Genomic DNA, 12,726 nt, shown 5'->3' with positions numbered 1-12,726 from the left:
TGCAATTACTCCACTTGAATTGCGTAATCCGCTAAGTTCGGTACGCTATTGATCAGCCCTTGTTGTTGCATAAAGGTTGCCATTGCTTGATAACGTGCGTTATCTAATGCTCGTGGGCGTAAGGTTAATCTTGGTAAAGTATCTCGCCAAGCCAGACGGTTAAGTTCATTATCCAACTCTTGCGGTTTATAACTAACAAAATCTTGCCAAGCCTGTTGTGGGTGATTGATTAAATAGAGGGTAGCTTGTTCAAGTGCGGTTAAAAATGCCGATAATTTCGCTGAATGAAGCTGATTTTTGTTGGCGACTAAAATTAATTCGTCATAAACAGGCACGCCATGTTCTTCAGGATAAAAAGCTCGCCCGGGACGGTTTTCTAAGGCCATTTGATTAAGCTCAAAATTACGGAATGCACCAATGACGGCATCTACTTGTCCACTAAATAAAGAGGGCGAAAGCGACCAATTTACATTAATTAACTCCACATCTTGTGCCGACAAGTTGGCGGATTTTAACATTGCAGATAATAAAGCACTTTCAAAACCACTTACTGAATAGCCAACTTTTTTACCTTTGAGATCGCTTAATTGCTGAATATCACTATCCGCTAACACCACTAAGCTATTTAAGGGGGTGGATACCAATGTACCGATACGCACTAAGGGTAAGCCTTCAGCCACTTGCATTTGTAAATGAGGTTGGTAATCAACGGCTAAGTCCGCTTTACCAGCGGCAACCAGTTTCGGCGGCATTGAGGGATCGGCAGGCTCAATAATTTCTACTTCTAAACCATTCTGAGCAAAAAAGCCTTTTTGTTGAGCCACAATAATGGCGGCATGATCAGGATTAACAAACCAATCAAGCATTAAACTTAATTTCTCTTTAGCATTTAATGAGGGACTAAACATAGCGAAAAGTGCGGTTAAAATTAACAAATATTTTTTCATGGTTGCTCCTTTGTTAAGGTAAATAATTTGCCCAAGGAATTAGGCGGTTAAGTAATTTATCAAGGGTAAAATAAAGTGTTAATGCCATTAGCATCAGCATTAATAATGCAGCAAACATAAGGCTTACTTGCATTCGGGCATTGGCTTGTAACATTAAATAACCTAGCCCTTGGGAAGAACCCACCCATTCGCCCACAATCGCACCAATAGGGGCAATAGAGGTGGCGATACGTAACCCAGAAGCAAGGGCAGGCAAGGCGGCAGGTAATCTCACTTTAAATAAAATTCGCCAAGATGAGGGGGTTAATGTACTGGCTAATTCTAACCATTGTTTCGGTGTTTGGCGTAAACCGTCATAACAAGTCGCCGTAACAGGAAAATAAATAATTAAAACTGTCATCACGATTTTGGACGGCATACCATAACCAAACCATAAAACCAATAAGGGAGCAATGGCAAAAACAGGAATGGCTTGGGATAACACAAGTAAGGGCAATAATAATTTTGCTAAACGTGGGAACAAACAAAGCACCAATGCGGATAATAAACCTAATAAAAAGCCGATGACCAAACCGAGTATAATTTCTATTAAGGTAATTTTGCTGTGCAATAATAACAGCGGCCATTGTTCTATCAAGGTTTTTCCAACGCTAAAGGGCGGTGGTAATAAATAATGAGGTAAAGCAAAATAATGGATGATTGCCGCCCAAATTAACACTAATGCGAGGGCTAACAAAGTAATCTGGGCGAAATAACGCAGCGTTGTTTTCATAATGCCCTCATGAGTTGCTGTAATAATTGTTGTTGTAATTGCCATAAGGTTTGTTGATTAAGTTGACGAGGTTTTTGCCCCGGAGGTTCAATCGCCGCAGAGAGTTGTGCAGGCTGCCCACTTAACACATAAATTTTATCGGCAAGGCGTAAGGCTTCTTGCGGATCGTGGGTAATTAATAACAGGGTTTTATCTTGAAATAGCTGACAGGTCAGATCTTGTAGCTGTAAACGAGTAACGGCATCTAAGGCGGAAAAAGGTTCGTCCATTAAAATAATATCCGCCTGTTGCATTAGGGTTCTTGCCAACGCCACACGTTGTCGTTGCCCACCAGAAAGTTGGTAACAAGGTTTATGCCAATGTTCGTCCAAATTGACCGCAGCTAATAATTGACGAGCTTGCTGGCGAGTTTGTGTATTTTGCGTGCCTGCTAAATATTGAGCTAATTGCACATTATCTTCAAGGGACAACCAAGGATAAAGGCTATCTTGCTGAGCTAACCAAGCAATTTTTCCCGCACAATAAATTTGCCCCTGCGAAATTGCCGTTTGTTCTAACCCTGCAATGGCACGCAACAAGGTTGATTTTCCAATCCCAGACATACCTAACAATGCGACCCATTCGCCCTGTGCCAAACTAAAATCAAATTGATGAAATAGCTTTTGTTGAGCAAAAGACAGGGTCAGCTGGCTAATTTCAATGGCTTTCATGATTAATCCAGCTTTATGGGATTAATAATGATCGGATTTGAGCAAGAGAAAATAAAGGAATAAAGAAAAAAGAGAATAATGGCATAATTAGTTTCCTACGTCAGTATTAGCTGTATCAGGTTCACGGGTATTATCTCAGCTCGGTAAACACCTAAGCACCCCGACTAATGCAATGAATATAACTTAGCTTATGAAAAAAAGCAAAAATTTTGTGAAAATAGACCGCACTTTTTTATTGTGGTTCTTTTCTACATTGTTATCTTTTTAAATTAAAGCAACACCACTGAGATCAATAAAAATACCAGCTATCGTTGCACTGAGCAAATTAGCTAATGTTCCCGCAATGACCGCTTTTAATCCTAAACGAGCAATATCAGAGCGTTTATTAGGTGCAATACTCCCTATTCCTCCAATCATTACTGCAATTGCACTAAAATTAGCAAAACCACATAGTGCAAAGGTGATAATTGCTTTTGTTTTATCACTGAGTTGTGTAGGGGGATCAGGTTGTAAATATTGAGAAAATTCTAAATAACCTACAAATTCATTTACCGCTAGTTTCATACCAATCATTTGACCTGCAATACCCGCTTCTGACCAAGGTACTCCAATTAAATACGCAAGAGGTTTAAATAAGTAACCTAATAGCATTTGTATACTAAGATCTTGATAACCAAGATACCCACCAATATAACTAAGTATGCCATTAAGTAAGGCTATCATAGCAATTACTGCTATTAACATTGCACCGATGTTAAAAGCTAAATACATACCTGATGTTGCACCGTTAGCAAGAGCTTCTAGTACATTATTAGGCTTTTCTGTATTTTCATTTTCAATAAGCTCGTCGGTGAATTTTTGTGTTTGTGGTAGCATAAGTTTAGCAAATAATAATCCAGCGGGTGCCGCCATAAATGAAGCTGCAATAAGGTAGGTTAAAGGAATACCCATTCCTGCATAACCGGCTAATACTGAGCCAGCGATAGAGGCAGTTCCTCCAGCCATTACAGCAAAAAGCTCTGATTCAGTCATTCGGCTTACAAAAGGTTTGATGACCAAGGGGGCTTCGGTTTGCCCAACGAATATATTAGCCGCTGCTGACATAGATTCAGATTTTGAGGTGCCTAAGGCTTTTTGTAGCCCCCCTCCAATAATTTTAATAATCCATTGCATAATACCAATATAATAAAGTACAGAAATGAGAGCAGAGAAAAAGACAATAATTGGCAAGACTTTTATGGCAAAAATGAACCCCGAATTTTTTACATCCGCAAGCCCAGCAAATAAGAAATCGATTCCTTCGTTGGCATAATTGATTATATGACTGATTCCATTTGCCATTGCTAATAAGATTTCTCGTCCGATAGGAACATAGAGTATTAAGGCAGCAAAGGTAATTTGGATTAATAATGCACCTAAAATTGTACGCCAATTAATTTCTTTGGGTTGTGTAGAAAGTAAGATACCGATGGTTAACAAAACCACAATACCTAAAAGGCTAATAAGTATATTCATAATGACCTCAATAATTAGTAAATAGTTTTAATGTTGTGAATTCCGCATTGTTTTGCATAACATGCTAACTGATCAACTTGTTCTATACTGGGAACAAAAGATTGTAATCCCTCAGGATCTCTTGTTCCTTTAGTATGTACCCGAATAATTTTGAGTAGCACCTGAGGATAGGGTAATAATAATTGTGCAACTTTTGTAATTAAGGATTGACTATCAAAGAAATCCGTTAGTAAAACCAACCGCACCTCTTCAATTTTGTCGAGTTTTAATAAATAAGAGAGATTAGTTAAATTACGCATTAGATTGTTAGTTTTGATATATTGATGAGAATTAAATATTTGCAAGGGAACTTTTCCTTGCTGATTTTTTCGATCAAAACATAGCGTTTGTAAACCCTGTCCTTCTCCCTTTAAATCAAATAAAAATTTATCAGTGACGTTAATAAGCTCTTCAATTTGTTGATAATCAAAAAAACCGCTAGTATCAATATAGCAAGTAAGAGCTTGTTTCTTGAGTGCTTTAAATAATGGAATGAGTTTCCTATGATGAATTGTAGGTTCTCCACCAGAAAATGTTACTCCTCGAATGAAAGGGATAGCTTGCATTATTTGTTCATATAAATATTGTAGGCTAACTTGAGAGGCTAGCTTTGAATAACGAGGAATAGTTTCTGGGTTATGGCAATACAAACAATTTAGTTTGCAACCTTGTAAGAAAATACTTGTACGATTACCTTTCCCTTCCACATTAGAGAAGGGAATTATTCGATGTAATGGCACAAACAATTGAGGAAGTGCGGTCATTTTTATAATAATTTTAATTAGTTACATTTTTTTCATCACGTAATTGTCGGTCAAATACATTAGCGCAATCATCTGTACCTGAACCATACCAAGTGGTATCTCGTAATACAGCTTCTCCCTGACGATAGCGTTCCACTTCGCTTTTTTTCACTAAATAGCCTGTAACTCGAATGAGGTCCGTATTTTTGAGATAAGTTGTGATATAACGGTAACCTAGAGTAAAAGCGCCATCAATGATATCAACTATGGCATCTAAATGCTCAGTGTATGTTTGATCAAAGGCAAATAAATCTCCCGTTCCTGAAGGAAAATATTGATGAAAAGGAGCTGATTGTTTTAAATGAGCTAATAATGTTGGTTCTTCACCAACTCTAATACGATGAGCGGGAGTGTTGTGTCTATCTTCTTTATGATTACTTGCTCCTACTTGAGCATGTAATAAATAATGGCCATGAGTACGTTCAACGTATAGCCCTTGGTGTTGTTGATTAATTTGTTGTAGTTTATCCATAATCATTTTAGCAATTTCATCACCTCGTTGACTTTGCCCAAATGTCTCGTTCAATCCTTCTTGTTGTAACAAATGATTGGTTGCATCAGCTAATCCAACGATAGCAATCATACTGGTAAAATTGGTGCGTTTGATAAAACCTTCTTTAACTAAGAAATCAGTATCAAAAAAATGGCTTTGTTCTACTAAAAATTTATGGCGTTTATCCATAGTAGATAGTGCTAATGTTGCAACTTTAGGTAATAAATGATTAACCATTTCATCAACATTCTTACAAGCTCTTCCAATTGTGCCTAAACGTAATCTCGTGAGAGTATAAGCACCACCACATTCTGGAAGTGCATTATAACAACTAGCAATACCATATTGTTCACCTAAATCAGTTATATAATAGGCATCGTTAGCAAAAGAAGGTTTAGAAACTAATAAACAAGCTTTGGCCGCAAGTTCGGCAAATTCTCTTGATGTTTTCGTTTTATCATAACGAATAGTTATATTGGGAGTGGGATTTTCTAGCTCAATTATTGCTTTTAAAATTAAACGACCAGCTTTACTATCATAAGGACCAATATTGGCGTGACAAAAAGAATCAGGGATAGTTTTATCAATATGATTAAGAAAGCGTTTAATTTTACTATAATCTTGTTTTTCATCTGTAATAAAAGGATCGAGTAACAGATCTAAACGTCCAATATAAACGGGGTAAGTGGTAATAGATGGGACGTGAGTATAAAGGATTAATAAGCCATCAAGTACTTCATCTAAATTCTGTGGTGGAGGTAAATCTAGAAATTGACAACCTTTTTGAATATAAACATTATAGTCTGGTAAGATATAGCGAGGCCGATAAATAGCATAACCCTCATTTAAATCACAAATCATTTGATTTTCAATATATTGCCATTCTTCTTGAGTATAACCTAATAGATCAATAGGATTAAATAAGCGTTCAGCGATATTGGCTAAGATCATACCTTTTTGTTGGCAAGTTAGTGCGTTAGATTGCACTGTATCAAGGATATCTTGTAAAGATGATTGCATAGCGAACCTCTCTTCATAGTAAATAAGTGTCAATTTTAATTTAAAACCCATACAAAAACTTTGAGCGGAATCATTAAATTGATTGATTTATATATATTTTATAAAAATGGAAGTTCCTAGATAATATTCTTTTATTAAAGCTCGAGCTATATCTTTACTATATTAGGATATAACAATTATTTAATAAGTATGTCCCCAAGTTATCAACAAGAGAATAGTTACCTACTTGTTTAATTAGTACGTCAATGATAGAATTTCCCATTTACATTTCTGGGTAATCGTAAAATAAGGAAACGATATGAATATTAAACAACTTTTTTTTACTTCTTTGGTGGCCACAAGTTTAGTTGGTTGTGGTAATTTAAGCGAAGTAAGTGATCAAGGTACAACGGATAATCCAGTTTGGCCTAAAATTGAGAATAGCAGTTTTAATAATAGTGGTTCTCAATATGGTTCTTGGCCGAATTGGAATAATGTAAATCTTATTTCTTCAGGTATGAGTAAAGATCAAATTTATAGTTTAATTGGTCGTCCTCATTTTAATGAAGGATTATTTGATGTGAGAGAATGGGATTATGTATTTAATTTCCGTGAAAATGGTCAGCATAAAGTTTGTCAATTTAAGATTTTATTTGACAAACGAATGATTGCTCAATCTTTGTTATGGTATCCAGAAAATTGTGCCTATCGTTATGAGTTATCAGATAATTTATTATTTGGTTTTGATGCTGTTCAATTGAGTACCAAGGGGCGTGAATATTTACTCCAAGTGGCGGAAAAATTCAAAGCTCAAAAAGTAAGTCATATTCGTGTGGCGGGTTATACTGATCTATTGGGACCAGAGGCTTATAATTTGTCTCTTTCACAACAACGTGCAAATGCAGTAAAACAATATTTAATTTCAGCAGGTATTCCTGCGGACAATATTTCTGCGGTAGGTTATGGAAAAGCAGATCAAGTTAAAACTTGTGATGGTGAAACGGGGCAAGCATTAAGAGATTGTTTAGCACCAAATCGCCGAGTAGTGATTAGTGCAGAGTAATTTTTATTTTTCTGTTAATAAAATATTTCGCCCCATTTATTGGGGCGTTTTATTTTGGGTATTATCTATAGTAAAACCCATTAAAAATCGCCACGAAACCACATAAAATAAAAGAATAGACGGTCGATGCAATTTAACCGCCATTCTTTACGTTTTCGCTTTATCCAAGCCCAAGTACGTTCAATTGGATTAAGGCAGGACTGTAAGGTGGGAGCCAGAGAATGGTGTGCCCCGCGGCTTCTATCAATGCTTTTGTGTCTGAACCTTTATGAAAAGCGGCATTATCCATCACAATAACACTGTTATCAGGAAGCTTCGGAAGTAATAACTGCTCGACCCAACCATGAAAAACATCGCTATTAATACTACAATCATACAGCCCCACAGCAAAGAGCTGTTGATTAAGTACAGCACCGATGGCATTACTCTGGTTTTTAAGTTGCCAGTTATACTGGCTAAGACAAGGCTTACCTCTTTGAGCATACCCATAGGGTCTGTTGTCATGCATTTTAAAACCGCTTTCATCTAAATAAATGATTTTTCTCCCCGCTTTTTAAATGCTTTTAGCGCATTAAGAAAAGACTTTCGTTTTTCAGTATCTGCTTGAGAATGTGCTAACGTCTTTTTTTACGCGTTATTCCTAGCCTTTTTAAAGCTGTACAAATGGCGTTTTGGCTACAACCTAAACGCTGTGCCCGCTGCCATTGATAGTCATCGGGATAAGCTTCAACATCGGCTTTGAGGAGGTCATTATCAATCTTATAAGGTTTAACAATACGTTTCTTTCGCTCAGGGTTTTTCTTCCATCTCTGGATGGTGTTAGTACTGAGCTGAAACTCTTGTGCCAATTCTCGAAAGCTTGCGCCACCTTTGAGTTTGGCTAATATCATTTGTCGGTAGTCTTTTGAGTATGCCATGTGAATATTGTAGCGTATTTAATTAGATTTTACTATATAGTATGGTGAGGCAGACCAACACTGTATTATTTTAAAGTGGGGCGACTATAATAAAAATAGTTACTAGCAATTTAAGAATATAATTATTAATAACTATTTTGTTCTTTCTCCCCTCCTCTTTCTCACAAAAAATAAATAAAAAACGACCGCACTTTGGTTTGGGGATAAAAATACAGGTATTAACAGAGCCTAAGTGCGGTTAGTTTTAGAATTTTTTGCTGGTAATTTCTCCGATTTCATTAACGGAGTCGCCGTTAACTAAATCGGAGAACTAACCAAAAAAGATAACAGTAAAAAATAGTTTTATAACTTAGTTTTATCTCTTACTGCACCTTTATCTGCGGAGGTAGCAAAATGTCCAAAGACTTTGAGGGCAAAAGACACTTCTCGTTGGCGGTTAGCTGGTTTCCAGCCTTTTTGATCTTGTTCTGCTCGGCGTTGAGCCAGTTCTTGTTCTGATACTTGTAAATTGATAGCTCGGTTAGGAATATCAATTTCAATAATATCGCCATCTTTCACTAAGCCAATCGCACCGCCTGATGCCGCTTCTGGTGAAACATGCCCAATAGATAGTCCAGAAGTTCCGCCAGAAAAACGTCCGTCTGTTAATAAGGCACATTGTTTACCTAAGCCAATGGATTTGAGATAACTGGTTGGATAAAGCATTTCTTGCATACCCGGTCCGCCTTTGGGGCCTTCATAGCGTATGACCACTACATGCCCAGCCCGTACTTTGCCGCCTAAAATGCCTTCTACTGCATCTTCTTGGCTTTCAAACACAATGGCTTCGCCACGAAATTGCCAAATAGATTCATCAACTCCTGCGGTTTTTACGATACAGCCGTCTAAAGCCACATTGCCTGATAACATAGCCAATCCGCCCTCTTGGCTGTATGCGTATTCTTTGCTACGAATACAACCATGCTGACGATCATCATCAACATCGTCCCAACGACAATCTTGTGAAAAGGCTTTGGTGGTGCGAATGCCCGCAGGGCCTGCTCGGAAGAATTTCAATAGCTCTGGATCTCGGTTGCGCATAATATCATATTGATTTAATTGCTCTTCTAGGCTTAAACCTAAAATAGTACGAGTATGGCGATGCAATAAATTTGCGCGATCTAATTCGCCTAAAATGCCCATAATACCGCCTGCATGGTGGACATCTTCCATATGATATTTATTGGTATTTGGGGCAACTTTGCTTAGACAAGGTACTTTACGAGAAAGACGATCAATATCCGCCATGGTAAAATCCACCCCTGCCTCTTGAGCAGCGGCTAATAAATGCAAGACGGTATTGGAGGATCCGCCCATTGCAATATCTAAGCTCATAGCATTTTCAAACGCCTCAAAGGTAGCAATAGAACGAGGCAACACGCTGTCATCATCTTGCTGATAATAACGTTTGCAAAGTTCAACAATTTGTTCGCCAGCTTTGAGAAATAAGGTTTTACGATCGGCGTGAGTGGCTAGCATAGAGCCATTACCCGGTAAACTTAAACCTAAGGCTTCGGTCAAACAATTCATAGAATTGGCAGTAAACATACCAGAACAAGAGCCACAGGTAGGACAAGCGGCTTTTTCAATGGCATCAACCCGATCATCACTGACATTTTTATCCGCACTTTCAATCATAGCATCAACTAAATCTAAGCGAATAAGCTGGTCAGAAAGTTTGGTTTTCCCTGCCTCCATTGGTCCACCAGAAACAAATACCGTTGGAATGTTTAATCGCATCGCCGCCATTAACATACCCGGGGTAATTTTATCGCAGTTAGAAATACACACCATAGCATCAGCACAATGAGCATTAACCATATATTCCACAGAATCCGCAATTAAATCCCTTGAAGGTAAGGAATACAACATACCGCCATGCCCCATAGCGATACCATCATCAACGGCAATGGTGTTAAACTCTTTTGCCACCGCTAAACCTGTGGCTTCAATTTGCTCTGCCACTAATTTGCCAATATCACGCAAATGTACATGACCGGGAACAAACTGGGTAAAGGAATTGACCACTGCAATAATGGGTTTACCGAAATCATTTTCTTTCATACCGGTTGCACGCCATAAGGCTCTTGCACCCGCCATATTACGACCTTGTGTACTGGTCGATGAACGTAGTTTTGGCATAATCTCTCCAAGTAAATTTTGTTAGGGATATTTTATTAAGCAATCACTTCAACGCTCTCAACATCATAAAGTTTTATGAGTTGATTTACTAATAATGCCTCTGAACGTAAAGATTTTACCTTAAAATCTAACCGCACTTTTTGCTGTTGCTCATCAACTTGAGCGGTAAATTGTGTAACCACAAAACCACGATGACGAATAACTCGCAAAAGCCGTTCTAGGGTTTCAGGGCGATGTTGTGCAATTAACAATAATTGGTATTCATTCATGGTTACACTCCAATATCTTCTTCCATCATATCCGCATTACAAGCACCCGGCGGCACCAATGGCCAAACATTTTCTTCTTCATAAATGCAAACGTGCAATAAATAGGCTTGCTCTGAGCTTAATAAACGATCTAATGCCCCTTCTACCTCACTGGCTTTTTCAATGCGTTCCCCTTGAATACCAAAAGCCGCGGCTAAAGCAACAAAATCAGGATTATCATCAAGAATGGTTTGGCTATGGCGTCCTTTAAAAAACAAAGATTGCCATTGGCGTACCATACCTAGCCGTTGATTATCAATTAATAAAATTTTGATTGGCGTATTCGCGCGTTTGAAGGTGGCTAATTCTTGAATATTCATCATAAATGAACCATCGCCCGAAATTAAAATCACAGGATCTTGTGGACGTGCCTTTTGCGCCCCAATCGCTGCCGGTAAACCAAAACCCATTGTGCCTAAGCCTGCGGAAGTAATATAATTTTCAGGGGCAAAGTGCTGAACATGCTGTGCTGACCACATTTGATGTTGTCCTACATCGGTGGTAATAATAGCATTATTCGGTTTTTTTAAGGACAAACGATGTAATAAGGTAAGAGGGTTAATATCTTGTTCTGCTGCTGGTTGGGTATAGCGGAAATCAAAATCTTGTTTCAAACGCACAATATCCGCTTGCCAAGCGGTAATATCAAGAGGACGGCTAAGTTGTTGAAAGGCTTGTTTTAAATCGCCTAATAGCACCACATCAGGACGGCGTAATTTTCCAATTTCCGCCACATCAATATCCGCATGGATCACTTTGGCATGTGGGGCAAAACTTTCCAATTTTCCTGTTACACGATCATCAAATCTTGCTCCAAATACTAATAGCAAATCAGCCTCTTGTGCCGCATAATTCGCCGCTTTGGTACCATGCATACCAATCATACCCATATAATAAGGCTGATCAGCAGCAATCGCCCCCAATCCTTTTAGCGTAGAAACACAAGGTAATAAAGTAACCGCTAAAAAATCTCGCAATTCAGCAACGGCTTTCGCCATACCAACCCCACCGCCGACATAAACTAAAGGGCGTTTAGCCTGTTGTAACAAGCTCATTGCTTGCTCAATATTTTGTGCCGATAAGCTGGCAGGGGCTAATACAGGGTAACAAATAGGGCTAGCATTGGTTTGAGCAAATTGAACATCTTTCGGAATATCCACTAAGACAGGCCCCGGTCTGCCTGATTGTGCAATTTGAAAGGCTTTTGCCATAACCTCGGGTAATTCCTCAATGTTCTGAACAATAAAACTATGTTTAGTACAGCCTAAAGATAACCCCAATACATCAATCTCTTGGAATGCGTCTGTGCCAATAAAAGGCGTTGCTACCTGCCCAGTAATAGCGACAATAGGGATTGAATCTAACAAGGCATCAGCTAACCCAGTAATCAAATTGGTTGCTCCGGGTCCAGAAGTGGCTAAACAAACCCCCGTTTTACCACTTGCACGAGCATAACCAATCGCCGCCATGGCAGCTCCTTGTTCATTACGACACAATAAATGTTCTATCCCTGAATCGTAAATCGCATCATAAACTGGCATAATCGCCCCACCCGGATAACCAAACATCGTGGTTACCCCCTGTGCTTTTAAACACTCAATAACTAAATTTGCCCCATTCATACTTATTCTCACTCTGCAATTTCAAATTTTCATTATGCTATAAAAAAACCCTCGGCTATGGTTAGCGAGGGTTTATGTTGACCTAAAATCTTTTATTGACTTAGCTCAGCAAACTCTCGCCTCGCAGTAAATAATCACCACGAGGAGGTTAATAATGCTGACTAATGGACTATGTGCCATAAATTTCAATATCCAATGCTGGTCTAGTATGTATGTTGTGTGTCTTCTCGACCCTAATATAGATAGCATATTTTATTTAGAATGCAAATAATTTTTTTGTTTTTTGTAAAAATTAGAGAAATGTTTCTCTCTTTCTCAAATTCGCTAAAATGCCTCAAGTATTGTATTAACCACATT

General features: G+C 38.3%; 12 protein-coding genes and 1 riboswitch. Of the genes, 1 reads left to right on the top strand and 11 read right to left on the bottom strand.

Annotation, left to right across the window (positions count from 1 at the left end; genetic code table 11):
- Positions 1-5: 5 nt before the first annotated feature.
- The 6 genes from A6A20_RS04055 to A6A20_RS04030 all read right to left on the bottom strand — a co-directional run bounded on the left by A6A20_RS04055 (position 6) and on the right by A6A20_RS04030 (position 6,299).
- Positions 6-947 (bottom strand): ABC transporter substrate-binding protein, encoded by a 942-nt coding sequence (locus tag A6A20_RS04055; protein WP_279572262.1) that lies wholly within the window; start codon positions 945-947, stop codon positions 6-8.
- 13 nt (positions 948-960) lie between these two features.
- Positions 961-1,719: an ABC transporter permease gene (locus A6A20_RS04050; protein WP_279572261.1), complete on the bottom strand. Its 759-nt coding sequence runs from the start codon at positions 1,717-1,719 to the stop codon at positions 961-963.
- A complete protein-coding gene (locus A6A20_RS04045; protein ID WP_279572260.1) occupies positions 1,716-2,429 on the bottom strand; it encodes an ABC transporter ATP-binding protein in 714 nt (237 codons plus the stop codon). Before A6A20_RS04045 ends, A6A20_RS04050 begins: the two co-directional genes overlap by 4 nt.
- Before the next feature lie 75 nt (positions 2,430-2,504).
- A riboswitch (TPP riboswitch) is annotated at positions 2,505-2,602 on the bottom strand.
- Positions 2,603-2,693: 91 nt separating this feature from the next.
- Positions 2,694-3,944: a NupC/NupG family nucleoside CNT transporter gene (locus A6A20_RS04040; RefSeq protein ID WP_279572259.1), complete on the bottom strand. Its 1,251-nt coding sequence runs from the start codon at positions 3,942-3,944 to the stop codon at positions 2,694-2,696.
- Between the two features lie 14 nt (positions 3,945-3,958).
- Positions 3,959-4,747, bottom strand: coding sequence for a 4Fe-4S cluster-binding domain-containing protein (locus A6A20_RS04035; RefSeq protein WP_279572258.1), 789 nt, complete (start codon positions 4,745-4,747; stop codon positions 3,959-3,961).
- 13 nt (positions 4,748-4,760) lie between these two features.
- Positions 4,761-6,299: a YjjI family glycine radical enzyme gene (locus tag A6A20_RS04030; RefSeq protein WP_279572257.1), complete on the bottom strand. Its 1,539-nt coding sequence runs from the start codon at positions 6,297-6,299 to the stop codon at positions 4,761-4,763.
- A 298-nt stretch (positions 6,300-6,597) separates the two neighbouring features.
- Here A6A20_RS04030 and A6A20_RS04025 point away from each other — a divergent pair, with 298 nt between their 5' ends.
- Positions 6,598-7,341: an OmpA family protein gene (locus A6A20_RS04025; protein WP_279572256.1), complete on the top strand. Its 744-nt coding sequence runs from the start codon at positions 6,598-6,600 to the stop codon at positions 7,339-7,341.
- A 160-nt stretch (positions 7,342-7,501) separates the two neighbouring features.
- Here A6A20_RS04025 and A6A20_RS04020 read toward each other — a convergent pair whose 3' ends face one another.
- The 5 genes from A6A20_RS04020 to ilvG all read right to left on the bottom strand — a co-directional run bounded on the left by A6A20_RS04020 (position 7,502) and on the right by ilvG (position 12,369).
- Positions 7,502-7,876, bottom strand: a complete 375-nt coding sequence (locus tag A6A20_RS04020; RefSeq protein WP_279573738.1) for a transposase — start codon at positions 7,874-7,876, stop codon at positions 7,502-7,504.
- Positions 7,877-7,955: 79 nt separating this feature from the next.
- Positions 7,956-8,258 (bottom strand): IS630 transposase-related protein, encoded by a 303-nt coding sequence (locus A6A20_RS04015; RefSeq protein WP_279571896.1) that lies wholly within the window; start codon positions 8,256-8,258, stop codon positions 7,956-7,958.
- Between the two features lie 342 nt (positions 8,259-8,600).
- Positions 8,601-10,439 carry a dihydroxy-acid dehydratase gene (gene ilvD / locus A6A20_RS04010; RefSeq protein WP_279572255.1) on the bottom strand — a complete coding sequence of 613 codons (1,839 nt, stop codon included), beginning with the start codon at positions 10,437-10,439 and terminating at the stop codon, positions 8,601-8,603.
- A 35-nt stretch (positions 10,440-10,474) separates the two neighbouring features.
- Positions 10,475-10,708: an acetolactate synthase 2 small subunit gene (gene ilvM, locus A6A20_RS04005; RefSeq protein ID WP_279572254.1), complete on the bottom strand. Its 234-nt coding sequence runs from the start codon at positions 10,706-10,708 to the stop codon at positions 10,475-10,477.
- 2 nt (positions 10,709-10,710) lie between these two features.
- Positions 10,711-12,369, bottom strand: coding sequence for an acetolactate synthase 2 catalytic subunit (gene ilvG, locus A6A20_RS04000; protein WP_279572253.1), 1,659 nt, complete (start codon positions 12,367-12,369; stop codon positions 10,711-10,713).
- Positions 12,370-12,726: the final 357 nt, after the last annotated feature.

It is taken from the genome of Volucribacter amazonae, assembly GCF_029783845.1.
GTDB lineage: Bacteria > Pseudomonadota > Gammaproteobacteria > Enterobacterales > Pasteurellaceae > Volucribacter > Volucribacter amazonae.
Note: the sequence above shows the minus strand (reverse complement) of the source record. Positions and strands in the feature narration are given on the sequence as shown.